This window comes from Pseudomonas pseudonitroreducens, from assembly GCF_021603645.1.
In the GTDB taxonomy this organism is placed as follows: Bacteria; Pseudomonadota; Gammaproteobacteria; order Pseudomonadales; family Pseudomonadaceae; genus Pseudomonas; species Pseudomonas pseudonitroreducens.
Genome location: NZ_BQHJ01000008.1, coordinates 1 through 24,488 on the forward strand (window position 1 = coordinate 1; position 24,488 = coordinate 24,488).

General features: G+C 64.1%; 20 protein-coding genes. 6 read left to right on the plus strand and 14 right to left on the minus strand.

Annotation, left to right across the window (positions count from 1 at the left end; genetic code table 11):
* Nucleotides 1-172: 172 nt before the first annotated feature.
* Genes L6D89_RS19555 through L6D89_RS19570 form a run of 4 tightly spaced genes read right to left on the minus strand, consistent with a single transcriptional unit; the run spans nt 173 to nt 2,785 of the window.
* A complete protein-coding gene (locus L6D89_RS19555) occupies nt 173-1,492 on the minus strand; it encodes an ATP-binding protein (protein WP_236200849.1) in 1,320 nt (439 codons plus the stop codon).
* Nucleotides 1,489-2,163: a response regulator transcription factor gene (locus tag L6D89_RS19560; RefSeq protein ID WP_236173274.1), complete on the minus strand. Its 675-nt coding sequence runs from the start codon at nt 2,161-2,163 to the stop codon at nt 1,489-1,491. The genes L6D89_RS19555 and L6D89_RS19560 overlap by 4 nt, the downstream gene beginning before the upstream one ends.
* Nucleotides 2,163-2,477: a PepSY domain-containing protein gene (locus L6D89_RS19565; protein WP_236173275.1), complete on the minus strand. Its 315-nt coding sequence runs from the start codon at nt 2,475-2,477 to the stop codon at nt 2,163-2,165. The genes L6D89_RS19560 and L6D89_RS19565 overlap by 1 nt, the downstream gene beginning before the upstream one ends.
* On the minus strand, nt 2,477-2,785 hold the full coding sequence (locus L6D89_RS19570) for a PepSY domain-containing protein (RefSeq protein WP_236173276.1): 309 nt from the start codon (nt 2,783-2,785) through the stop codon (nt 2,477-2,479). Before L6D89_RS19570 ends, L6D89_RS19565 begins: the two co-directional genes overlap by 1 nt.
* A 147-nt stretch (nt 2,786-2,932) precedes the next feature.
* Between L6D89_RS19570 and L6D89_RS19575 the strand changes: the two genes are divergently transcribed.
* Nucleotides 2,933-4,015 (plus strand): patatin-like phospholipase family protein, encoded by a 1,083-nt coding sequence (locus L6D89_RS19575; protein WP_236200850.1) that lies wholly within the window; start codon nt 2,933-2,935, stop codon nt 4,013-4,015.
* Nucleotides 4,016-4,048: 33 nt separating this feature from the next.
* The gene (locus L6D89_RS19580) at nt 4,049-4,429 is read left to right on the plus strand and encodes a YfeK family protein (RefSeq protein WP_236173278.1); all 381 of its coding nucleotides are present in this window, start codon (nt 4,049-4,051) and stop codon (nt 4,427-4,429) included.
* Nucleotides 4,430-5,116: 687 nt separating this feature from the next.
* On the opposite strand, the gene L6D89_RS19585 is transcribed toward L6D89_RS19580, so the two are convergent.
* The 3 genes from L6D89_RS19585 to hmpA are packed head-to-tail and all read right to left on the minus strand — an operon-like array spanning nt 5,117 to nt 7,784.
* The gene (locus L6D89_RS19585; protein ID WP_236200851.1) at nt 5,117-6,307 is read right to left on the minus strand and encodes an NnrS family protein; all 1,191 of its coding nucleotides are present in this window, start codon (nt 6,305-6,307) and stop codon (nt 5,117-5,119) included.
* A complete protein-coding gene (locus tag L6D89_RS19590; protein ID WP_236173280.1) occupies nt 6,294-6,551 on the minus strand; it encodes a transmembrane sensor/regulator PpyR in 258 nt (85 codons plus the stop codon). The genes L6D89_RS19585 and L6D89_RS19590 overlap by 14 nt, the downstream gene beginning before the upstream one ends.
* A 51-nt stretch (nt 6,552-6,602) precedes the next feature.
* A complete protein-coding gene (gene hmpA / locus L6D89_RS19595) occupies nt 6,603-7,784 on the minus strand; it encodes an NO-inducible flavohemoprotein (protein WP_236200852.1) in 1,182 nt (393 codons plus the stop codon).
* Between the two features lie 171 nt (nt 7,785-7,955).
* Between hmpA and norR the strand changes: the two genes are divergently transcribed.
* Nucleotides 7,956-9,515 carry a nitric oxide reductase transcriptional regulator NorR gene (gene norR, locus L6D89_RS19600; RefSeq protein WP_236200853.1) on the plus strand — a complete coding sequence of 520 codons (1,560 nt, stop codon included), beginning with the start codon at nt 7,956-7,958 and terminating at the stop codon, nt 9,513-9,515.
* Between the two features lie 248 nt (nt 9,516-9,763).
* On the opposite strand, the gene L6D89_RS19605 is transcribed toward norR, so the two are convergent.
* The 5 genes from L6D89_RS19605 to L6D89_RS19625 all read right to left on the minus strand — a co-directional run bounded on the left by L6D89_RS19605 (nt 9,764) and on the right by L6D89_RS19625 (nt 18,475).
* Complete coding sequence (locus L6D89_RS19605; RefSeq protein ID WP_236200854.1) at nt 9,764-10,639, minus strand: OmpA family protein; 876 nt, start codon at nt 10,637-10,639, stop codon at nt 9,764-9,766.
* Nucleotides 10,640-10,748: 109 nt separating this feature from the next.
* The gene (locus L6D89_RS19610) at nt 10,749-11,414 is read right to left on the minus strand and encodes a hypothetical protein (protein ID WP_236200855.1); all 666 of its coding nucleotides are present in this window, start codon (nt 11,412-11,414) and stop codon (nt 10,749-10,751) included.
* On the minus strand, nt 11,389-12,276 hold the full coding sequence (locus L6D89_RS19615; protein ID WP_236200856.1) for an Ig-like domain-containing protein: 888 nt from the start codon (nt 12,274-12,276) through the stop codon (nt 11,389-11,391). The genes L6D89_RS19610 and L6D89_RS19615 overlap by 26 nt, the downstream gene beginning before the upstream one ends.
* A gap of 341 nt (nt 12,277-12,617) precedes the next feature.
* Complete coding sequence (locus tag L6D89_RS19620) at nt 12,618-12,851, minus strand: OmpA family protein (protein WP_236200857.1); 234 nt, start codon at nt 12,849-12,851, stop codon at nt 12,618-12,620.
* A gap of 359 nt (nt 12,852-13,210) precedes the next feature.
* Nucleotides 13,211-18,475, minus strand: a complete 5,265-nt coding sequence (locus L6D89_RS19625; RefSeq protein ID WP_236200858.1) for an Ig-like domain-containing protein — start codon at nt 18,473-18,475, stop codon at nt 13,211-13,213.
* 343 nt (nt 18,476-18,818) lie between these two features.
* Here L6D89_RS19625 and queD point away from each other — a divergent pair, with 343 nt between their 5' ends.
* On the plus strand, nt 18,819-19,175 hold the full coding sequence (gene queD / locus L6D89_RS19630) for a 6-carboxytetrahydropterin synthase QueD (RefSeq protein WP_017516521.1): 357 nt from the start codon (nt 18,819-18,821) through the stop codon (nt 19,173-19,175).
* 48 nt (nt 19,176-19,223) lie between these two features.
* Here the strand turns inward: queD and L6D89_RS19635 are convergent, their stop codons facing one another.
* Nucleotides 19,224-21,584 carry a DNA polymerase II gene (locus L6D89_RS19635; RefSeq protein ID WP_236200859.1) on the minus strand — a complete coding sequence of 787 codons (2,361 nt, stop codon included), beginning with the start codon at nt 21,582-21,584 and terminating at the stop codon, nt 19,224-19,226.
* 151 nt (nt 21,585-21,735) lie between these two features.
* Between L6D89_RS19635 and mltA the strand changes: the two genes are divergently transcribed.
* Both mltA and L6D89_RS19645 read left to right on the plus strand, forming a co-directional pair.
* A complete protein-coding gene (gene mltA / locus L6D89_RS19640; RefSeq protein WP_236200860.1) occupies nt 21,736-22,887 on the plus strand; it encodes a murein transglycosylase A in 1,152 nt (383 codons plus the stop codon).
* A 253-nt stretch (nt 22,888-23,140) separates the two neighbouring features.
* Nucleotides 23,141-23,377 carry a hypothetical protein gene (locus L6D89_RS19645; protein ID WP_236200861.1) on the plus strand — a complete coding sequence of 79 codons (237 nt, stop codon included), beginning with the start codon at nt 23,141-23,143 and terminating at the stop codon, nt 23,375-23,377.
* Nucleotides 23,378-23,382: 5 nt separating this feature from the next.
* Here L6D89_RS19645 and qhpR read toward each other — a convergent pair whose 3' ends face one another.
* Entirely contained in the window at nt 23,383-24,339 is a 957-nt protein-coding gene (gene qhpR, locus L6D89_RS19650; RefSeq protein WP_236200862.1) for an AraC-like transcriptional regulator QhpR, read from the minus strand.
* Between the last annotated feature and the right edge of the window lie 149 nt (nt 24,340-24,488).

The following is a 24,488-nucleotide window of genomic DNA, read 5'->3' on the forward strand; positions in this document are numbered from 1 at the left end:
GCGAACTCCCCCCGCGATCAGCCGATGAGTTCGGCGCCACGGCGGGTTCGCGAGCAAGCTCGCTCCTACAGTCTGGCGCTGGTGTTTCCCTGTAGGAGCGAGCTTGCTCGCGAACCGCACGGCACGGTGCCGGACGCACTCTGCCCCCACAGAAGCCTGCCTCAGCTGACCGTCACCCCACGCGCCGCGGCAACTCCACCACCACGCGCAACCCGCCCAGTTCACTGCTTTCCAGCTTCAGGCCACCGCCACAGGCCGCCGCGATGTCGCGCGCGATACCCAGGCCCAGGCCATGCCCGGCGACCTGCTCATCCAGCCGCGTGCCGCGCTCCAGCACACTGTCTCGCTGGTCCTCGGCGATGCCCGGACCATCGTCGTCCACGCTCAGTCGATAGGCGTCTGCGCCCTTCTCCACCGTCAAACGCACCTGGGCGTCGGCCCATTTGCAGGCGTTGTCCAGCAGGTTGCCGAGCATTTCCAGCAGGTCTTCCCGGTCATACGGCAGGCGCGTAGCGGGCGGTGCCTGCCAGTCGATGGCGAGGTGATCGCCATGGATGAGCTTGAGCATGTCGCACAGGCTGGGCAACTCGGCATCGCAGTCAAAGTGCGCGCCCGGTAATGCCTCACCCACCAACCGCGCACGCCCCAGTTCGCGGGCCAGGCGCTGTTCGATCTGCTCCAGCTGTTCCTGCAGCACTCGCCGCAGCTCCGGGTGATCGCGCAGCTCTTCGCGGTCGGCGAGGCTGATGAGCACCGCCAGCGGCGTCTTCAGCGCATGGCCGAGATTACCCAGCGCATTGCGTGAGCGGCGCAAGGTGTCCTCGGTGTGCTGCAGCAGGTGGTTGATCTGCTCCACCAGAGGCTCCAATTCAAGCGGCGCCTGGCTGTCCAGCTGGCTGCGCTGGCCTTCCTGCAACTGGGCAATCTGCTGACGCACCCGCTCCAGCGGGCGCAGGGCACGGCGCACGGTGAAGCCCTGGAACACCAGGATCAGCAACAAGGCCAGCGCACCCGCGCCCAGGCCGATGTTGCGCAGGCGATTGAAGCTCTTGAGGACGGGCGTGTAGTCCTGCGCGACGACGATGCTGAGCGTCTTGCCGTAGCGCTTGTAGTCACCGCGATAGACCAGCAGGCGCTGGCCTTCCGGACCTTTCTCCAGCACCTTGGCCAAGCCCTTGTGCGAGGGCAGCTTCAGCTCGCTGTCCCACAGTGAGCGCGAACGCCAGGTCTGGTCGTCGAAGCGAATGACGAAATAGCGCCCGGAAAACAACCGTTCATAGGCCGCATCAACGCGCTGGCCGTCCAGCTGCAACCCGGCCGGACCGCGGGTGATACCCACCAGCAGGCTTTCCGCCTCGTCCTGCAGCCCGTTCACCAGATAGCGGCGCAGGCCCTGGTCGAACAGCCACAGGCCGGCCTGGGCCAGCGCGAGGCCGACCACCACCAGTACCACGCCAAGCCCGAGGCCGAGCCGACGCTGGATCGATATCAATTGCCGGCTCCGTTGCCGGTGAAACGGTAGCCCTGGCCACGGCGGGTCTCGATGATCTCGCGACCCAGCTTGCGACGCAGGTGGTTGATATGCACCTCGATGACGTTGGAATCGCGCTCGGTCTCGCCGTCATACAGGTGCTCGGCCAGGTGCGACTTCGACAGCAACTGGCCCGGGTGCAGCATGAAATAACGCAACAGGCGAAATTCGGCGGAGGTCAGGTCTACCTCCTTGCCGCCCTGTTGCACGCACTGGCGCGACTCGTCCAGGCTCAGGCCGGCCACCTCCAGTTGGCTTTGGTTGGCCAGCCCACGGGCGCGGCGCAGCAGGGCCTGGATGCGCAGCAGCAGCTCTTCGGGGTGGAACGGCTTGGTCAGGTAATCGTCGGCGCCGGCCTTCAGGCCATCGATACGTTCGGCCCAGGAGCCCCGCGCGGTGAGGATCAGCACCGGCGTAGCCAGGCCCATCCCGCGCCACTCCTGCAGCACTTCCAGCCCGGGCCGGCCAGGCAGGCCGAGATCGAGGATCACCAGGTCATAGGGCTCGCTGGCGCCCTGCACGGCGGCGTCGCGGCCGTCGGCCAGCCAGTCCACCGCGTAGCCCTGGCGGGTCAGGGTCGCCAGCAGTTCATCGGCTAGAGGTACGTGGTCTTCCACCAGCAGCAGACGCATCAATCGTCTTCCTTATCCTTGAGGATGCGCCCGTCGCGGGCATCCAGTTCCAGTTCGCGCACCACACCGTCAACGGTCAGCAACTCCACTTCGTAAATGTAGTTGCCGTGCTCCTTTTCCAGCTCGGCTTCGAGCAGGCGTGAGCCGGGGTAGCGGCTCAGCGCAGCGGGGAGGATTTCCTCGAAGGGGCGGATCACCCCTTCCTTGCTCAGGCGCAGGGCTTCATCCTGGCTCAGGTCATGGGCCTGCGCGACGCCGCCCAGGGCAACCAGCGCCAGGCCAAGCAACGCCCTGCGGGGCAGAACGGTCTTCATCAGTCATCCTGGTGATCGGTGAGGACTTCGCCGGTGACCGCATCCAGTTCGACATCCCACTTCACGCCCTGGGCGTCCTTGATGTCGACCTTGTACAGATAGCGGCCATGTTCCAGCTCGAGCTCGCTATCGTACACCGAACCGCCGGCATGCTTGGCCAGCGCGGTGCGGTTGAGTTCCTCGAAGTTGCGGATGGTCCCGGCATCGCGCAGGCGCAACGCCTCGTCCGGGCCGATATCGTGGGCCGTGGCAACGCCTGCGCCGAGCAGCAAAGCGGAGAATGCGGTCAGGATCAGCAGCCATTTCATCAGGGCACCTCGTCAGAATTTCACTGCTGTCAGACTAAGGTGAAGGACTTAATTCAAGCTGAATCGGCAACGGACATTCACCCGCTGAAGTATCCTTGCTCTCCCCGTACAGGCTCTATAATCGCGGCCTGCCACAGCGAGGCCCGCATGACCGCCATCCAGATCAACACCCCTACCCTTACCCTCAAGGCTGGTAGCCGTGCGCTCCAGCGCATCCGCGAGCAGGGCCTGGCCCCTGCCGATGTGGGCATTCTCCCTGGCGCCGCCGGCGGTCCGAAGGCGCTGGGCATCCAGGGCCTGGACCTGGCGCTGTTCGGTGAATGGTTGCCGCGTGCGCAGCGCGAGCGTTCGCTGATCGGTGCCTCCATCGGTTCCTGGCGCTTCGCCAGCGCCTGCCTGCCCGACCCGGCCGAAGGCATTCGCCGCCTGGGCGAGCTCTACACGCAACAGCGTTTCGCCCGCAACGCGAGTATCAGCGACGTGTCGAAGAGCTGCGCGAAGATGCTCGACGACCTGCTCGACGGCCACGACGCCAGCGTGCTCGACAACCCCTGGTACCGCCTCAACGTGGTGGTCGTGAAAAGCCACGGCCGCCTGGCGCAGGACGGCAAGGCCAACCTCGGCCTCGGCCTCGGCGCGGTGATCCGCGACAACCTGGTCGGCCGTCGCCATCTGCACCGGCACTTCGAACGGCTGATCATCCACGACGCCCGTCGGGCACCGCCGCTGCAACCACTGTCGGACTTCCCCTCGCGCTACCTGCACCTGGACCTGGCGAACCTGCGCCACGCCCTGCTCGCCTCCGGTTCCATCCCCATGGTCATGGAAGGCGTGCGCGATATTCCCGGCGCCGGCCCCGGCACCTACCGCGACGGCGGGCTGCTGGACTACCACCTGGACCTGCCCTACCAGCCCGAAGGCGTGGTGCTCTACCCGCACTTCACCGACAAGGTCATCCCCGGCTGGTTCGACAAGGGCCTGCCCTGGCGCCGCGGCGATGCCGGCCGCCTGCAGGACGTGCTGCTGCTCGCCCCATCGAAGGACTACCTGGCGCGCCTGCCGCACAACAAGCTGCCGGACCGCAAGGACTTCCACCGCTACCTCGGCGACGACGCTGGCCGCGAACGCTACTGGCGCAAGGCGATGGACGAAAGCCGGCGGATGGGTGACGAGTTTCTTGAACTGGTAGACAGCGGCCGCCTCGGCGAGCGCCTGCAGCCGCTGACATAATCGGCGGCTTCACGCATCTGCCACGGAATCGCTATGGCTCACTCCCGAAAGCTCCGCTCGCTCCTGCTCTCCCTCCTGTTCGCCGGCACCTGCGCACAGGCCGCTGTCGATGCCAAGGCGCAGCAGGAAATCAGCCAGTTGCTGGACTTCGTCGAACACAGCGACTGCCAGTTCCTCCGCAACGGCAGCGAGTACCCGGCCAGTGAAGCGCGGGCGCACCTGCAGAAGAAGCTCGATTACCTGGAACACAAGGACCTGGTGAGCAGCGCGGAAGACTTCATCGAACGCGCTGCGACCAAGAGCAGCATGAGTGGCCAGCGCTATCAGGTGGACTGCCCCGCTGGAAAGCAGGACGCCAGCGCCTGGCTGAACGACGAGCTCAAGCGGCTGCGCCAGGCACCGCAAGACAACTGAGCATGATCGTAGGAGCGGGCTCCGTCCGCGATTGGCCCGAAGCCGCTCAGCGGGCGGAAAATCATCGCGGACAGAGTCCGCTCCTACGTAAATGTCTGCTTCAGGTGCCGAACACCTCGCCAGCGCTCCCTGTAGGAGCGAGCTTGCTCGCGAACCGCCCGACGCTGGAGCAGCGGGGAAGACATCGCGGAGGCAGTTCGCTCCTGCGTAAATGTCTGCTTCAGGTGCCGAACACCTCGCCAGCACTCCCTGTAGGAGCGAGCTTGCTCGCGAACCGCCCGACGCTGGAGCAGCGGGGAAGACATCGCGGAGGCAGTCCGCTCCTACGTAAATGTCTGCTTCAGGTGCCGAACACCTCGCCAGCGCTCCCTGTAGGAGCGAGCTTGCTCGCGAACCGCCCGACGCTGGAGCAGCGGGGAAGACATCGCGGAGGCAGTCCGCTCCTGCGAGATACCCCTGCGCTTGGGCCATCCCTCACCCTAGCCCTCTCCCAAGGGGAGAGGGGACCGTTCGGTGCAGGATGAAACCTTCGCGTCAGTCGGCTCGGACTGCCCCCTCTCCCTGAGGAGCGGGGCGCGCAGCCAGGGTTGGGGTGAGGGGGAAGACCCAGCGACGGACTATCCAGAGAAGACAGTTGCTCCTACCCTAGCCGGACCATGCCCGCGAACCGCGTCATAGCCACCCGTCCTACCCCGGCTGCCCATCCAGGCGCGGCTTCCAGAACATCGGGCCGTAATGCCAGGCGAACAGCAGGAAAGCCGCTACCCAGCAGCCGGCCGCGATGCTCAAGCCCTCCAGCGGCCACCAGATCACCAGCAGCACCCGCGCAACGGCGCCCAGGTTGAGTAGCGCGAAGGCCCAGGCCATCGCCTTCGGTGGTTGCAGCGGCCGGCCAGTGTGGCCAAGGCTCACCCGCGCGATCATCGCCAGGATCAACCCGCCGACGCCGCCCACGGTTAGCGCGTGGATCGCCAGGCTCATGTTGAAGCTCGGTGAGAAGTTCCACAGCGCCATCCCCGCCGGGGCCAACATCATCCACAGGTAGGCCAGGTGCAACGACCAGAGCAGAGGCACGCCCCAGTAGTCCCTGTCATACCACCGCCACAGACGGACCAGATGCCCCACCGCCAACGCAGCAAACAGCGCGCCGAGCAACGGCTGCGGGGCAAGGCCCAGGCCAACGGCGGTCAGCACCGCCACCAGCATCGTGCCGCCCAGCAGCGAGTTATCCAGCCAGTTCCAGGCCGGCACCTGGGCGCTGCGACCCAGCCCGCGCTGGGTGAAGAACGGAATCACACGGCCACCGATCAGCCCCATCAGCGCCGCCACCAGCCACAGCGCAGCCAATGCACCGCCACGCTGCCAGCCATCGTTGCCCGTCCAGATGCCGGCCATCACCAGCGCATCGGCAAGCGTCATCAGGCTCAGCACCGCGATGACCGGGTAGTTGCGCTTCTGCCGGACCTGCCACAGGCTGCGGCCGATGAAGAAGGCCAGCGCCGGCATGAACGTCAGCTCCAGCACAGTGACCAGCCACAGTGGTGCACCGACCAGCCAGCCGATACGCGCAGCCAGCCAGACCAGTGACAGCACCATCAGCGGCTTGCCGCAGACGCCCGGACGGCCGGTCCAGGTCTGCACGGCCGTCAGCAGGAAGCCTGCAATGATTGCCGCGGCGAAGCCGAACAGCATTTCATGCCGGTGCCAGGCCAGCCAGCCGCCCAGCGGTTGCCACGCCGGCAGCAACCCCAGCAGCACAGCCGCCCAGGCGGCGATGCCGACCAGCGCGAACACCGCACCGCCGAGGAAGAACGGGCGAAAGCCCAGGCGCCACAGTGGCGCAATAGTCAGCAGAGCCTTTCGATCAACCAGTAACACAGCAAGCCTCCCAGCCGTCCTTGCGCATCTGATGCTGGGCTACCAGCCGCAGCACGTAGCCCAGCTTCAATAGTGTCGGGCCGAGGATGGTGAAGGCATGCGCTGCGACAATGCTTTGCAGGTTCAGCTGGCCATCGACGAAATAGGCTCCCACGACTCCCAACAGCAGTAATACGAGCCCGCCGGTCAGCAGCGACCAGGAAATCGACAGATTGCGTTGCGGGCAAGCGAAAAGACTTTCCATCTCACACCTCCTCGGGTTGCGCCGGCCCACTCTTGAGCCGGCGCTTCAGGTTCAGGCCTCCAGCGCGCTGGCCGGGCCGAAGAACTCGTAATGGGACTGCTGCTCGGGCACGCCGATCTCGCGCAGGTGACGTTTCACCTGCGCCATGAACGGCTTGGGTCCGAGGAAATACGCATCCAGGTCGCGGTCCTCCGGCAGCCAGTCGGCCAGCAACTCGCGGCTGAGGAAACCTTCGACGTGGGACGCGTCCTGCGCGCGCGGCTCGCTGTAGCAGAAGTAATGCTTGAGCTGCGGATAGGCGCCGGACTGCGCCTCGACCCACTCGCGGAACGCATGCACGCCGCCATGACGAGCGCAGTGGATGAAGTGCACTTCACGGCCGGATTCCAGCGCCGGCTTGAGCATGGCCAGCGCCGGGGTAATGCCGACACCGGCAGTAATCAGGGCCAGCGGCTTGTCGCCACCACGCAGGACAAAATCGCCCGCCGGCGGGAACAGGTCCAGCTCATCGCCAACGTTCAGGCGGTCATGCAGGTAGTTCGACACCTTGCCCTCGGGCTCACGCTTTACGCTGATGCGATACTCACGACCGTTGGGCGCGTCGGACAGCGAGTAAGTACGGCGTACCTCCTCCCCGCCGATGTCCAGGGAGAGGCCGATGTACTGGCCGGGCTGGAAGTCCAGCAGCGGCTCGTCATCCAGCGGCTGGAAGTAGAAGGAGGTGATTTCCTCGCTCTCGACTTCCTTGCGCGCAATGCGGAAGCGCCGCGCACCACGCCAGCCGCCGCGCTGCTCGGCATTCTGCTGATACACCGACTCCTCGGCGCCGATCAGGATATCGGCCAGTTGGCCGTAGGCAGCGGCCCAGGCATCGATCACTGCCTGGGTAGCGATCTCCTCGCCCAACACTTCACGAATGGCCCGCAGCAGGCAGCTGCCAACGATCGGGTAGTGCTCCGGCTGGATCTGCAGGGCAACGTGCTTGTTGACGATCTTCGCCACCAGCGGGCCGAGCTGCTCCAGCTCATCGATATGCCGGGCGTACATCAGCACGCCATTGGCCAGGGCACGGGGCTGGTCGCCGGAAGCCTGGTGCGCCTGGTTGAACAGCGGACGAACTTCCGGGTACTCGCTGAGCATCATCTTGTAGAAGTGCTGGGTCAGGGTTTCGCCGCCGGTCTCCAGCAGCGGGACGGTGGCCTTGACCAGGGTACGGTGTTCGTTGGACAGCATGCGGATCTCCTCGAGTTGGCCAGGCAGTGAGTGGGGGTGCCTGTGCTTTCTGCCAGAGATGTTTCAGGAAGCGTGCCAACCATCCAGCCCAGCATCGACGGGACCCGCGCAAGAAAATGAGTCATAATGACCCGAAACTTTCCGCGTCAAATTGACTACAAAGAGGTCATAATGACTCGAAACCCCCTGCTTGCCACCCTCCTCCCGCTGGTTGCCGACTTGTCCCGTGAACTGCCGGAAAGCGAACGCTATCGGCGCCTGCTGGAGGCCCTGCGCGGCTTGCTGCCCTGCGACGCCACTGCCTTGTTACGCCTGGAAGGCGATCAGCTGGTGCCACTGGCGGTCGACGGCCTGAGCCAGGACACCCTCGGTCGCCGCTTCAAGATCAGCGAACATCCACGCCTGCGGGCCCTCATCGAGCATCCCGGCCCGACGCACTTCGCCGCCGACTGCGGCCTGCCGGACCCTTACGATGGGCTGGTGGAAGGCCTTCACGGCCATCTCGAGGTCCATGACTGCCTGGGCTGCCCGCTGTTTCTCGACGAACAACCCTGGGGCCTGCTGACCCTGGATGCGCTGGACCCCGAGCGCTTCTCCACGGGTGACCTGGACAACCTGGAAGCCTTTGCCAGCCTCGCCGCCGCCACGGTGAAAGCCAGCCAGCGCATGACTGACCTGGCGCAGCGTGCCGAGCATGAGCAGCAGCGCGCCGACGCCTACCAACGCGCCTCCGGTGACCAGCCCAGGGAACTGATCGGCCAGAGCAAGTCGCACCAGGCGCTGATGCATGAAATCCAGGTGGTCGCCGGCAGCGACCTGAGCGTGCTGATCACCGGCGAAACCGGCGTCGGCAAGGAACTGGTCGCGCAGTCCATCCACGCCAATTCGCTGCGCCGCACCGAGCCACTGGTCAGCCTGAATTGCGCGGCGTTGCCGGAAACCCTGGTGGAAAGCGAGCTCTTCGGTCACGTCCGCGGCGCCTTCTCCGGCGCGGTGGGTGAGCGCCGCGGCAAGTTCGAACTGGCCGACGGCGGCACCCTGTTCCTCGACGAAGTGGGCGAGCTGCCGCTGGCGATCCAGGCCAAGCTGTTGCGCGTGCTGCAGAGCGGCCAGTTGCAGCGCCTGGGCTCCGACCGCGAACACCATGTGGATGTGCGTCTGATCGCCGCCACCAACCGCGACCTGGCCGAGGAAGTCCGCGCCGGCCGCTTCCGCGCCGACCTCTACCACCGGCTGAGCGTCTATCCGCTTCGGGTTCCGCCGCTGCGCGAGCGCGGCAACGACATACTGCTGCTGGCAGGCTACTTTCTCGAACAGAACCGACCGCGCCTGGGGCTGCGCAGCCTGCGCCTGACCCGCGAGGCCCAGGCAGCGCTGGTCGGCTACGCCTGGCCGGGCAATGTGCGCGAGCTGGAGCATCTGATTGGTCGCGCCTCGCTCAAGGCCCTGGCAAACCACTCGCAACGCTCACGCATTCTCAGCCTGGGCGTCGATGACCTCACCCTGAGCGCACTCCAGGGAGGTGTGCCCGCTGCCGATGCGAAAGACGGCGATAGTGGCGCCGACACGGAGCCGGCCGGCGAGCTGCGGCCAGCGGTGGACGCCTTCCAGCGCCGCATGATCAGCCAGAGCCTGGAACGCCACGAAGGCAACTGGGCCGCAGTGGCCCGCGAGATGGGCCTGGACCGTGCGAACCTCAATCGGCTGGCGAGACGACTCGCCATCAAGTAAATCCAGATTCGCAGGGTGAACTAGACAGGAGGTCGCTGCGCAGGCTCAACGCGGGCTCACTCTGGCACAGCATTACGGCTATGGAGGGGGCAGTTTGTGAAGTGGAGCGGCGCAATACCCGGCGTCTGCTGAATGAACCCTTCCCGGCCCGCGCAGCGTGAGGTAGGTGGAACACTGGCGGGTCGGGAGGATTGCACTTCCCCGGGGACGGCTCGGGGGTCTACCCGAATCGTCTCCCCGGGCCATTCTCAACCACCGTTCTGAGTGCCCTGGATCACCAGTTCCACGCGGCGGTTCGGCGCGTTGCAGGCGATTTTCTCGCTGCGCGAACCGCTGTTGCACTGCACCACCGGCTCGGAGCTGCCACGGCCGCTGGCGTGCACCAGTTGGCTCTGCACGCCCTGCTCCAGCAGCACACGACGCACAGTCTCGGCGCGCTGCTGTGACAGGGTCTGGTTGGCCTGGGCCTTGCCGATCGGGTCGGCGTGGCCGATCACTTCGATGCCACTGATCCGCCCGGGCTGCTGCTGGATTTCCTGTACTACCTGGCCCAGTTGGCTGCGGCCTTCGGCGGTCAGGTCGTTGTAGCCACCCTTGGCGAAGTGGAACAGCACGTCGCTGCGCAGGCTCAGCTTGGTTTCGGTCTGACACGGCACCACGGAAGGCGCGCGGCTGATGACGTGGGCCTGCCGGCGCAGGCCTTGCAGGCTCTGCTCGGCGTCCTGGCCGGTGTGCACGATGGGGGTGCTCTGGTGCGGCATCACCGGGGCTTCCAGCACGTAGGTCTGCCCACCGGAGAGTTTGGCGAAGCTCGCCGGGTTGCGTTTGCCGACATACAGCGGTGCGTCACCGATGTAGGACTCCAGCGCATGCTCGCCCGCCGGGGTGCAGAACACGGTGTAACCGCCGGGCATCAGGGCGCTTTGCAGGTGGCCGTCGATGTAGACGTGGGCGGCTTCCTTGCCGGCGTCGTTGCCACGGTACATGACGATCTGGGCTTGTTCGGGAACGACGCTTTCGACCTTCTGGTAGGTCTCGCCATAGATGGCGTCGTTTTGCGCGAAGGCGCTCGAGGCGAAGCCGATGGCAACGGCCAGGACGCTGAGGTAAAGGGAACGGTTCATGGGTGTCTCCAGAACCCCGCCGCGGGTGCGGCAGGGTTCGATCAGAAAAAGTGCGGGGTAAGGGAGGAGTTGGAGCCACCCCCGAAGGGCCGGCCCCGCCTCGTCGGCATCAGACCAGGTGGACCTGCACGCCTTGCTGGATAAGCAGCTCGGCTTCGGTGCTGGAGTTCTGGTAGACGTGGTAGGAGATGTCCCCTACCGCCACCGTGCCCTTGTCGGACCAGGTGCTGTCCGTGCCGTTGCTCGAGTGGTGGTCGAGGTTGACCACGTCGGAGCTGTCGCCCTTGACCAGCATTTGCACGCTGTGGCTGTCGCTGGTGTGGAACAAGTCGGCCTGGCCGTTATCCAGGACGTCCTCCAGCGACAGTTTCAGGCTGTTGTGCGCCTGGCCGTCGCCGGTCAGGTCGATCACTTCCATGCCCGTTACCTTGCCGTGGGCGGCGGTCAGGTCGAGGACCTGGTCGTGCCCGGCCACCGCGAGGGTGTCCACTCCGGCTGCGCCATGGATGCCCTGGTTGGCGTCGCTGGCCAGGTAGGCCTCGGCGTTGCTCAGGCTGACGTAGCTGTCGCTTTCGCCGTAGTAGGTGTCCGAGAGGCCGGCGATATCGACCGCCGGCACGACGTGGCCCAATGGGTCGACGTGCGGCGCGACAGCTGGCTCTTCCGCCGAGGCTGCCATCGGCTCGGCATGGGGAGATTCGATACCAGGCAACGGCGTGCCTTGCGACTCCGTCTCCTGCGGCTGAGCGCTACTGCTGTGGACTCCTTGCTGCACTGCAACAGTTTCCGGGCCGGCGTTGGGCGCTCGGCGGCAGGCTGTCGACGTGGATGGGATAGTCGTTGGAGGGGCCGCTGCGGGTACCGGCAGGCGTCTCGGCAATGGCGGTAAAATCATGGCTGCCATCCGCCAGCGCCTTGTCCGCCGGGACCTCGAACGACCAGCTGCCATCGGCGGCAGCCGTCGTGCTGCCTAGCTCGACGCCATGGTCATAGACATGAACGATAGTGTTCGCTTCCGAGCTGCCAACGATGACGGGGGTGGAATCATTGGTTAAACCGTCCTTGGCGACGTCGAGCGGTTGAGCCGGGTCGTTGTTATTGATTACCCGGTCGATGCTGGGGTCGGCCGGCACATGCACCCGGTGATGATCATCATGCTTCTGGCTGGCGGCCACCGCGCCAATCACTGCTGCCCCCGCCAGGAGCGGCCACAGCAGGAAGCCCTTGCTATCCTCGATGTCAGATACCAGCGGCGCCGTGCCCAGCGCGGGGCCACCCAGGGCAATGGGAGCCATCTCGCCGTCGGCCAGCATCAGTTGGCCGTAGAAACCCTCACCATCGGTGCGCACATACGCATGGAGCTGGTTGTCTTCAGCAACGCCAAACAGCTGGCTGTCCATGCCTTCGGCGAAGAAGTCCTGAAGGGTCAGGTCGGGCTTGTCACTGCCTTCGAAAGAGACCAGCAAATCCTTGCCAACTCGCTTGACGGTGACATTCTCCGGAGCGACCTGACTGTTTTCCACTTGCAGAAGGTACTGGGTGCCGGCTTGTGCCTTGATCTTTCCGCCAGTTCTGAGCGCAATCTTCTTGGCTGCATGTTCGGTAACGGCGATCAGACCAATAGTTTCACTTGCCATTTAAACACCACCTCTGTAGGGAAATCGTACGAGGTGATCAATTTAATTTCATGCCCAACTCAGGAATATCGGAACGCTCCGACAAAGATGTAAGATTTTCTGATTTAATTCAAAACTCAAGCCTTCATCCTTATTTGGAAAATAGAAGAAAAAGAAGTCCTACATATACGGAAAGATTCAGCGTGGCGCGCCATTAAACAGTCAAAACACTCAGCCTGTTAAATCAAACTTGCCACTTCGTTGAATTCCAGATAGCGAAATCCTGGCAAATCGAGAGAATTACGTTTCCCCCGGAGACAGCTCGGAAAACAAATTATCCGAACCGTCTCCCCGGACCATTCTCAACCACCGTTCTGAGTACCCTGGATCACCAGTTCCACGCGGCGGTTCGGCGCGTTGCAGGCGATTTTCTCGCTGCGCGAACCGCTGTTGCACTGCACCACCGGCTCGGAACTGCCACGGCCGCTGGCGTGTACCAGTTGGCTCTGCACGCCCTGCTCCAGCAGCACGCGGCGCACAGTCTCGGCGCGTTGCTGCGACAGGGTCTGGTTGGCTTGGGCCTTCCTTGCCGGCATCCTGGCCTCGGTACATGACGATCTGCGCTTGTTCGGGAGCGACACTTTCGACCTTCTGGTAGGTCTCGCCGTAGATGCTCTGGTTGGTTTCGGTCGCGCCGGAAAGCGGCGCATGCAAGCTGGTCAGTACAGCAAGGGTCACCAACACCAGGGGCCATTGGCGGTTGGCTTTCGCAACGCCCTTTGGGGAAGTAATCGAAGTCATTTGAACAGTTCTCTGGTGAGTTCCGCCGATCTGGGCGGAGCAGTCAATTGGTAAAGGCGGAGGTGGCCGGCCGGTCATCCGGGTGGCTGGTCCGACGGCCCGATTTCCGCAGAGGGGGAAGAGACGGATATCTCGATTCTGCTCATGACGTGCATCAGACGATGCTGGCGGTCATGGCTTCCTTGATCAGCACTTCGGCGTCCAGCTGGCTGTAGTTGTACACGTGGTAAGTCACGCCACCGATGTCCGCAGTGCCAGTACTCTGCCAGGTCCCAGAGAAGCTTCCATGGTCGTGCAGACCATGCAGTTCCACCTTGTCGCCGGCATCGCCGTCTACCATCACCTGCACCTTGCCATCCTTGCGGAACATGTCCGTCTCACCCAGATGCAGCACATCATTGAGCGAGAGCTTCAGCGTGTTGTTGCCTGTGCCGGTGATGTCGAACTTCTCGATACTGCTGATCTTGGCCTGACCGTTGTCACCCGTGAGCTGGGTCAGGTCCAGGACCTGGTTTGCGCCGGTCAGCTTCAGGGTGTCCAGCCCGGCGCTGCCGAAGATATGGGCTGATTCCTGGGCGAAGTAGGTCATCGGATCGACCGCCATCGAAATGACGTCGCTATCCGCCGTTACCTGGGTGACCGAGGACGAAATACTGGTGATATGTGTGCCGCCGCTATCACCGATGATTTCGATGCTGCCGATCATGTTGCTATGCGCATCGTAGGAAAACGATTGAATGTCGTAGGTCCCGCTGGGGTTTGACATGCGGATCGTCTCCAGCAGGTTTCCGCCGGTATCGTAGATATTGAGAACGGCATGATTACCCGCCGTAATTTCAATACCCGTGACGCCGAGCTCAACTTTGGAGCGCGCAGAATCGAAGGTCACGACTGCCGTCGCGGCATCTGCAACATACATGGAGCCACTGGTGGCGTTCGCCCAGAGGTTGCTGGCAGCAGCTTCCTTGGCAGCGCTCCCATTGACGATAAAACCACCTGCATCGCTGTGATAACCCTCCAACGTGGTACCGCCACTGAAGGCGCCTGTCGCAAAGGATTGGCCTTGCCAAATCACCCCCTTGGTGACACTGACTTCATCGAAGTAAGTCTCCCAGTCGTGATCGATCAGTTTCTGGCCCGATGGCGCACTGGGTGCCAACACGCTGGTGAAGTTATCCAGCAGGCAGGCGTTCTGATCCTGGTAGACAATTGCCTTGCCGATGCCGAGACCTTCAGGCGCGGTGTAGGACACCTGCTCGTAGTTGTAGGTGGAGCCACCATTGTTGACTACGTTACGGGTGAATATCAGTGCACCATTGGTGTCGTACACCTCGAGCTTCGAATAGTTGCCCGGAATGCTCTGCTGGGTTTCAAGGCCCCACAGGCTGTAGGAGATGGACTGCACCGCCTGATCGAAGATGAAGCTGGCGGAAGAGTCCCCGATCGCACTGGTTCCTGAGCCAATGTACATGTAGGCCCCGTCCAGGTTGTGCTCGTCAGCACTGCGGATGGAGACCGTACCAGTCGGCGCCACGGTAAAATGGCCTTCCTCGCTATGGAAGGTACCGGTCATACCGACTTCATTGGTGAAGGTGTCGTTGAAGCCAGGGGCGTGTTGGGTCTGTTTGAACTGGAGAGTATCCAGGACGATGCCACCTGCGCCTCCTCCCCCATCAGTGCCATCGCCATAGATCATCACCATGCCGATATCGCGACCGAGTGGGGCTGCATAGCTATAAAGCGTGGACTCGGAGGTTCCCCCCGTCCCATCGGACAGCGCGTGGCTGTCGGACAACACCTCGCCCTGCGTGTCATAGACCACCACACGCGAGCCACCATACTTGTTTTGCAGCGCACTGATATTTACGGAGAAGCTCTCCAGCGCTTGAGTGAAGCTGATCTGCGCATAGTGGGAAGTATTCCCGACCGACGAGTTATCCAGTACCAGACCCGCATTGCCCGTGCCGCCTTGCACGCGATGGTGCAAGGTCGTGTCCGAAGTGATGGTAACGCCGCCACCCTGGTAGACCGATTGCCCCCCCATCGTGATGAGATCACGATTCAGGTCGTCGATCGCCAGCGTGGTCCAGCCCTCGCCATGGATCTGAACTGCCGAACTCGGGGCACTGATTTGCCCTTCCACGGTGACTATCTGCGCGGTGACTGCGAAGTCCCACTGGCCACCCTGGGTCGTGGTCTGCTGCGCCGGCACTTTGGCCAATACAGCTCCCGAGGTGATGTCAGCGGCAGTCAGCACCTGATCATAAGAAGTATCACCCCAGACGATGTGCAAGGTGTCCCCGGCCCTGGCATTGGTGCCGGCCAGGGAAACGTGCACGTCGCTGCCATCGGCAGTCTTCGCTGTGGTGTAGAGGGTATCGGCACCCGGGATGTTGGTGATGCTCGGGGCGCCACCAGCAACACCGAGGAAGATCACCGCTTTACTCGCCGCTTCGCCCTGGGCTACGCCGTTTTCCACGATACGGGCCTGGATGGTCCAGTTGGCGGCGTGTGAACTGGTGTCCACAGCGACCCAGTTCAAGCCAGAGGTCAGGGCGTCCTTCCAGGTGGCACCGGCATCGGTGGATATCTGCACCTTCTGGTCACCAGTCAGCACCTGGGTCAAGGTTCCGTAGACGCCGCGCCCTGCTGAACCATCAGCGGTGATGAAATCGGAGACATGATCCAGGTCGATACCCGAATCCTTGCTCATGCTGGTGATGGACACGCTGTTGAGCTGCACCAGATACGGGTGGGATGCACTGATGGTGGCTACGTTGCCCGCCGCATCATGCGCGACCAGGCTGGCGTCGATCTTGTGGCCACTCTCGGCAACCAGCTTGCTGCCCGGTACGGAGACGCTCCAGTCACCATTAGCTGTTACCGTAGTGCTGTAGGTGGTGCCGTCGAGCTGGAAGCTCACCTGATCGTTCGCGGTGAACTCCCCACTGACTTTGCCGCTGATCGTGACGTTGCCGGCTGCCTCGGATGAAGTGATGGTGTTATCGCTGGTCACGCTGTCGATGCTCAGCGTCGCTACCGGGGGGGTAACGTCTACCGAGTAGGCATGACTGACAGTGGCAGTGTTGGCGTTGCCGGCGAGGTCGTGACCGATGACGGTGGCGTTGATCTGGTGGGCGCTGTCGCCCACCAGGTCGCTGCCCGGCACGGCGACACTCCACTTGCCATCTGCACCTACGGCGGCGCTGTAAGCGTGGCCATTGAGGTTGAACGTCACCTGGTCACCGGCCAGGTAGGTACCCACGACCTTGCCGCTGATAGGCTGGCTGGCTTGCGATTCGACCAGGTTGACGATGTCGTCGCCGGCAACGGTGTCGATGGTCAGGGTGGTGGTGCCGGGATCGACGGCGATCATGTAGGCGTGATCGGCCACCACGCTGGCGCTGTTACCGGCGGCATCGCGGGCCACCAGGGTGGCGTGAATACCGGTTTCCTTGGCCAGGTCCGAACCGGCAACGGAAACACTCCAGTCACCTGAGCCACTGACGGCGGCGCTATAGGCATGCCCGTTGAGAGTGAAGCTGACGATGTCGCCGGCAAGGAATTCACCACCGGCCTTGCCGCTGATGATCTGGCTGGTTTTTGACTCAGCCAGGTTGAGGATGTCGTCGCCCGCAACCACGTCAATGGTCAGCGTCGCCACGGGCGGGTCGAGGTCCACGCTGTAGGGGTGATCAGCCACGACACTGGCGCTGTTGCCGGCAGCATCATGGGCGACCAGGGTAGCCTGGATACTAGTGTCCCTGGCCAGATCGGCACCGGCCACCGTGACTTTCCATTCCCCCGAGGCATTGACTGCTGCGCTGTAGGCCGTGCCGTTCAGGGTAAAGATCACCAGGTCGCCGGGCATGAACTCGCCGCCCACCTTGCCACTGATGAGCTGCGGAACCCTCGATTCGAACAGGTTGACCACGTCATCGCCGGCCACCACATCGATCGCCAGCGTTGCCAGGGGAGGATCGAGGTCCACGCTGTAGGCGTGATCCGCAACGACGCTGGTGCTGTTGCCGGCGGCATCGTGGGCCACCAGGGTGGCGTGGATGCTGCTGTCTTCCGCCAGGTCGGCGCCGGCCACCGCCACTTTCCAATCACCCGCTGCATTGACTGCCGCACTGTAGGTCGTGCCATTCAAGGTGAAGGTCACCAGGTCGCCGGGCAGGAACTCGCCACCGGCCTTGCCGCTGATGAGCTGCTGAGCCTTTGATTCGAACAGGTTGACGATGTCGTCGCCGGCGACCACATCGATGGTCAGGGTCGCTACCGGAGAGGTGTAGTCGGTGATGATGCTGAAGACGTCGGACGGCTCGCTGGTGTTGCCGGCCTTGTCGGTCGCGTCGACAGTGAACAAGTGCTCACCCTCGCTGAGCGGCGTGGCCGGGGTGTAGCTCCACTGGCCATTGCCGTCCGCCACCACGGAGCCCATTTCCTCACCGTTGTCGTAGAGGGTGACGGTCGAACCTGCTTCGGCCTTGCCGGACAGGGTCGGAGCCGGATCATCGGTCACGCCGCCATTGGCGATAGGGCCCTGGATGCTGCCTACCGCGTCGAGCACTTGCTCGATGGTTGGTTTGGCCGGGGCAAGGGTGTCGACAATGAGGTCGATCACATCCACCGGGGCGCTGGGCTTCTGGCCAGGGACCACCTGGGTGGCATCGAAGCTGTGCTCGCCGTCGGCAAGCTCTGGCGTCAAGGTCCAGGTGCCATCGGGCGCAACCGTGGTCGAGCCGATTTCCTGACCGTTATCGAAAAGATGGATGATCGCTCCGGGCACGCCGTTGCCGGAAATTTCCGGGTGCGCGTCATCCGTGATATCGCCACTGGACAGCTGTCCCTGAATCGGGCCGACATCGTCCATGACCTTGATGTTGGTCGGAGCAGGACTGGTGTGCGTCTTGTGCCCGTCATCCCGGTTGTGATGAATGATCGCGGCGGCGGCGCCGACCCCTGCCAGGCCGAGCAGCAAGGGCCAGAGGATGAAGCCGGAGCTGTCATCGGTCTCGCCGACCAGGGCAACGTTATAGGCCACGCCGTCGCCGCCCAAGGCAATCGGCGCCGACTCACCGTCAGCTATCAGCAGCGGGCCGTAGAAGCCCTCGCCATCCGTTCGAACATACGCATGCAGTTGGCCATCTTCGGAGACGCCGTAGAGGTGGCTGTCCATGCCGTCAGCGAAGAAGCCCTGGAGAGTCACGTCGGGTTTTTCGCTGCCTTCGAAGGAAACCAGCAGGTCCTTGCCGATACGCTTGACCGTGATGTTTTCCGGGGCAACCTGGCTGTTCTCTGTCTGCAGTAGGTACTTGGTGCCTGCTTGTACCTTGATCTTGCCGCCAGACCCGAGCGCAATCTTCTTGGCTGCGTTCTCGGATACGGCAACAAGACTGACTGTTTGACTTGCCATTGAAACCAACCTCACCAGGGAAATTTTTCAGAGGCGGGAAGGTTAATTTCTTGCCCTTTTGCGAAGGATCAGAATGCCCTGACAGACCGCGCGACTATTCTGAGGAACTCGACAAACCAGCTGTCCGGGTCGGGTTTCCGGGTGGTATGCACGGCTTGTGCAAGGCCCGAGAGCATCCACCTGGTGCGCGCAATGCCAGCAAACCGACGCTGCCAGAGGGCTTCCCGACCGAGCCAGCCGCTGGCCGGGTCGAGCCGCTCGACGCGTGTGATGGTGATAGACTGTGCGCCCATTTTCCGGCCGGCCCGTTCCCGGGCCGGCAATCGTCACAGAGCACGCCACTTTGGAACTGTTCAAGGAATTCACCTTCGAATCCGCCCACCGCCTGCCCCACGTCCCCGCCGGGCACCAGTGCGGCCGCCTGCATGGCCACTCCTTCCGGGCCGCCATCTACATCGAGGGCGAGGTCGATCCGCATACCGGCTGGATTCGTGACTTCGCCGAGATCAAGCAGATCTTCAAGCCGATCTACGACCAGCTCGACCACAACTACCTGAACGATATCCCCGGCCTGGAAAACCCCACCAGCGAGAACCTCTGCCGCTGGATCTGGCAACAGCTCAAGCCGCTGCTGCCGGAACTGTCCAAGGTTCGCGTGCACGAGACCTGCACCAGCGGTTGCGAATACCGCGGCGACTGATGCGCCCGCAGGAACAGGAAAGGCCGGCATTCGCCGGCCTTTTTCGTTTCAGAACAGCCCCAATTGCCGGTCTACCAGCGCGCTGAAGTCATCCTCGACGAAGGGCAGGATGGCGTCGGCGATCGGCTGCAGCTGGCGACTGACATAGTGGTCGTAGTCGATCGGCGAGCTGAGCGTCTCCAGCGGTTCCGGGCCATTGACCGTGATGACGTAGCTGATCCAGCCGCCGCGCTGATACTGGCGCGGGCGACCCTGGCGCTCGTTGTAGTCGTCGGCGATGCGTGCCGCGCGCACATGGGGCGGCACGTTGCGCTGGTAATCGCCCAGTTGCCGGCGCAGGCGCTTGCGGAACACCAGCAGGTCATCCTGCTCGCCCGCCAGGGTGCGCCGGACGTAGTCACGCACATAGTCCCGGTATGGCTGCCGCTGGAAGATGCGCAGGTAGAGTTCCTGCTGGAACTGCTGGGCCAGCGGCGACCAGTCGGTCCGCACGGTCTCCAGCCCCTTGAAGACCATCTCGTCGCTGCCATCGTCACGCCGTACCAACCCGGCATAGCGCTTCTTGCTGCCCTCCTCCGCGCCGCGGATGGTCGGCATCAGGAAGCGCCGGAAGTGCCGTTCGAACTGGATTTCCAGCGCGCTTTCCAACCCGTACTCCGCCCGCAGGTGCTCGACCCACCACTGGTTGACGTGGCACACCAGTACCTTGCCGATCGTGGCGGCAGCGTCCTCGTCATGGGCACGGCCGAGCCAGACGAAGGTGGAGTCGGTGTCACCGTAGATCACCCGATGGCCCTGCCCTTCGATCAGCTCACGGGTACGGCGCATGATCTCGTGGCCGCGCATGGTGATGGACGAGGCCAGGCGCGGGTCGAAGAAGCGGCAGCCACTGGAGCCGAGCACGCCATAGAAGGCATTCATGATGATCTTCAGCGCCTGCGACAGTGGCGCATTGCCGTCGCGCTTGGCGGCGTCGCGGCCCTGCCAGACGCGCTCGACGATGGCCGGCAGGCAATGCTGCGTGCGGGAAAATCGGCCGCCGCGGAAGCCGGGGATCGAGGCCTCGTCGGACGGGTCGCTCAAGCCTTCCACCAGCCCTACGGGGTCAATCAGGAAGGTACGGATGATCGACGGGTACAGGCTCTTGTAGTCCAGCACCAGCACCGATTCGTAGAGTCCCGGCCGCGAATCCATGACGAAACCGCCCGGGCTGGCCTCCGGCGCCCTGCCGCCAAGGTTCGGCGCGACGTAGCCCAACCGGTGCATCGGCGGCAGGTACAGGTGGGTGAAGGCTGCCACCGAACCACCACTGCGGTCGGCCGGCAGCCCGGTGACACTGGCGCGCTCCAGCAGGAAGTCGAGGATGCGGGTCTTCTCGAAGATGCGCGTGACCAGCTCGCAGTCCTTGAGGTTGTATTTCGCCAGCGCCGGCTTGTCCTCGGCGAAGCGACGGTCGATCTCGGCCATGCGGTCGTAGGGGTTGTCGATGGCCTTGCCCTCGCCCAGCAGTTGCTGCGCGACGCTTTCCAGGCTGAACGAGGGGAAACTCCAGAACGCCGAACGCAAGGCTTCGATGCCGTCGATGATCAACCGGCCAGCCGCCGCGGCGAAGAAGTGATTGGACGAGGCATGTTGCCGCCAGCCCATTTCGTCGCCGCCACGGCCCAGGCGCAAGGGTATTTCCAGGCGTTTGGCGTGTTCCTGCAACACGCGCAGGTCGAACTGCACCAGGTTCCAGCCGATGATGGCGTCCGGATCGTGCTCGGCCAGCCACTGGTTCAGGCGCTCCAGCAGCGCGGCGCGACTGTCGCAGTACTCCAGTTCGAAATCGCGTTCGCCATCGATGCCATTGGCGGGGCCGAGCATGTACACCTGGCGCTGGCCGCAGCCTTCCAGGGCGATGGAATAGAGGTCGCCACGGATGTTGGTCTCGATGTCCAGCGAGGCCAGTTTCAGCCTTGGCCGGTACTCCGGCGCGGGCCGCAGTTGCGCCGTGAGGATACTGCCACCCGCGCCTGGCTCACCGTTGAAGGCCACCGGCGCGGTGATGAAGCGTTCCATCAGGTAGCGTTCGGGCGGTCGGATATCTGCCTCGAACACTTCGACACCCGCTTCACGCAGCTTTTTCTCGAGGTTCATCAGTTGGCGGTGCTGCTGGCAGTACAAGCCCAGCACCGGGCGCTGCTGGAAGTCGCGCAGGCCCAGCGGGCGCAGTTCCGCGCCGCGCTCGCCAGCCAGGAGCTTCTCGGCACGCACGCGCTGTTCGGCCGGCACGAAGGCCACCGAGCTCTGCGGCGGCAACAGCACATGCCGGGGCCCCTCATCGGTGGCCAGCCAGAAGCCCACCTCGGTGCCTTCGGGCGTATCCCGCCAATGTCGGGTCAGGACGAAACCCTGCCTTGCCTCCACGCTCTAACCACTCGTCTGTCGAATCAGAGCGTCATTCTACCGGTCCGCCCGCGGATTCGTTGCAAGGCGTGTAAATCCGACCGATGCGTTTGACGCACGCCCCGCGTCTGCCCAAGCTAGCGGGCTTTCGTTTGCCTGCCAGGACTCGCCCGTGACCGATTCGCCCCGCCACTGGACCCGCCCTCTCCTCGCCACCCTGTGTTTCGCCACGCTGCTCTCGGGCTGCGGCCTGTTCGGCAAAAAGCCCGAAGAGGCCCAGGCGCCCACCTATTCGAAGGCCGCCTGGACGGACCTGCCGCAGACTGCCGACAGCGACGTGCTGCAAGGCTTCAGCGCCTGGCGCTCGGCCTGTGCCGTGCGCCTGAAGAAAGATGACACCTGGGCCGCGACCTGCGCCGACGCCGCCAGCGTGCCGGCCTCCGCCCCGGCAATCCGCCAGTTCATGCAAGCCCACCTGCAGCCCTACCAGCTGCGATCCGCCGAGGGCAGCAGGAACGGCCTGATCACCGGCTACTACGAGCCGGTCTACCGTGGCAGCCAGCAGCGCGACGCCCAGCACACCGTACCGGTCTACGGCGTGCCGAAGGACCTGATCACCGTTGCGCTGGACAGCGTCTACCCGGAACTCAAGGGCAAGCGCCTGCGCGGCAAACTCGAAGGCAACACGCTGGTGCCCTATGCCGATGCCGCCGGCATCCGCCGCGACGGCGTGAATGCGCCGGTTCTGGCCTGGCTGCCCGATCAGATGGACCTGCAGTTCCTGCAGATCCAGGGTTCCGGCCGGGTACAGCTGGCCTCCGGCCGCCAACTGCGCCTGGGCTACGCCGAGCAGAATGGCCGCCCGTACAAGCCGGTGGGCCGCTGGCTGGTGGAACAGGGCGAGCTGAGCAAGGAAGAAGTCAGCATGGCGCGCATCCGCGACTGGGCCCGCGCCCACCCGCAGCGCGTCGACGAGCTACTGGCGAGCAACCCCAGCTACGTGTTCTTCAGCCAGCGCCCAGACAGCAACGAAGGTCCGCGCGGTTCACTTAACGTGCCGCTGACGCCAGGCTACAGCGTGGCCATCGACCGTAAGGTGATCCCGCTGGGCAGCCTGATGTGGCTTTCCACCACCCGCCCGGACGGCGCACCGGTGGTTCGCCCGGTGGCTGCCCAGGACACCGGTGGCGCCATCGTCGGCGAAGTGCGCGCGGACCTGTTCTGGGGAACCGGCGACGCCGCCGGCGAGCTGGCCGGGCACATGAAGCAGGATGGCCAGCTGTGGCTGCTCTGGCCGAAGGACAAGGCGCTACCGGGGGCGTGAAGCCTTCGGCCGCGCGTAGCGTACAACCGTTCGCGGTAGTACGCGGCGCCTGCGCAGCGACGGCGTAACGTCCATCGGCGCATCACGTCGAACCTCATACGTCCTGCGCTACGGCGAACTTTCAGACAGAGGGAATTCCTACTCGTCCTACAGAGCTCCCTGAATCACCGGCAGCACCGCCAATCGGAAAATGCTCAGCGAATCCAGGCACTGCCCTGGCTTCGCGACCCTCAACCCGATCGCGGTGACCGCCATGAAGAAAAGCCAGCCTCCCCTCCGCTCACAGCGCCAGCACCGTGGCTGGCCGCTGGACTACGACGTGCTCTGCTGGATCGGTGCCATCGCCCTGGTCCTGCTGTTCTTCGGCGTTGATCAGTTCTTCGTGGCGAAATTGCCCGGTACCGGTGTCATCGAGCACCAGCGCAACGTTCCCCAGCGCGTCGACCTGCCCGCGACCCAGGCGCTCGCCGCAGTCAGTCACCGCCAGTAAAGGCTTCAGTTGCCCTGGCGGAACTGACCTGGCGTCATCCCGCTCCAGCGGCGGAAAGCCTTGGCAAAAGCGCTCTCGTCAGAGAACCCGAGGCGCTCGGCGACCTCGCCCAGCCGCGTGGATTCGCGCAGCAGCTGTTCGGCCATGCCGTGCAGCACCTGCTCGCGCAGCAGCTTGAAACTGCTGCCTTCGTCCGCCAGCTTGCGGTTGAGGTGGCGCCCGCTGAGCTCCAGTTGCTCGGCGACCTTCTCCTTGCCCCAGCGTGGGTTCTGCCGCAGCAACTGCTGCACGCGCGCAGCCAGGCTCTGCGCGCCCAGGCGTTCCAGCTGCGCATCGGCCAGCGCGCGCAGGTGCTCACGCATCAGCGCATTGGCCTGGATCAGCGGCACGTCGAGATCAGCCACGGCAAACGTCAGGGCATTGCCGTCGCTCTCGAAGATGACCGGGCACCCGAGCAGCTCCCGGTAACGCGCCGGTTCCCCCCTTGCAGCGTGGCTCAGGGCCACCTGCCGTGGCTTGACGCGATCGCCAGTGATCCAGCGGGTCAGGTGCACCAGGCTGGCCAGGGCGGCCTCCACACGTTCCTCGCGGCGCACGGCATAGCTTGGCCGATAGACCAGGCGCACCTGCGAGCCATCCTGCTCGCGCTGGAATTCGCTGCCTTCGGCGATGATCGGGTAGTACTCGAGCAAGGCGTCCAGCGCCTCGCCGTAGTGGTCGCAGCTCATCAGCAGCGCGCCGACCATGTCCAGGTGCCCGACCTGCAGGGCACTGCCCAGGCGCAGGCCCAGCAACGGATCACCCGAGGCGGCACAGATGCTTTCCCAGAATGCGTCCTGGCGCTGCAAGGGAATGCGCGGTTCGAGGCTCGCCGCCTGCAGATCGGCAGGCACCGGTAGTCCCAGGCGCTGGGCGGCCTGCAGGATGCCCTGGGCGTAATGGACGGTAATAGTGTGCGGCATGGTCCCGAATTAACCGGCGAAGGTCCCGATTGAGCCGTTACCGGGCGGTAACGCTGCCCTATGCTTGCCAATTACAACGATAAATACAAACAAGAGTCGCCTTGCATGCCCAATCCAACCGGAGCCGCGCCCGTGCCGCCGGCTGCATT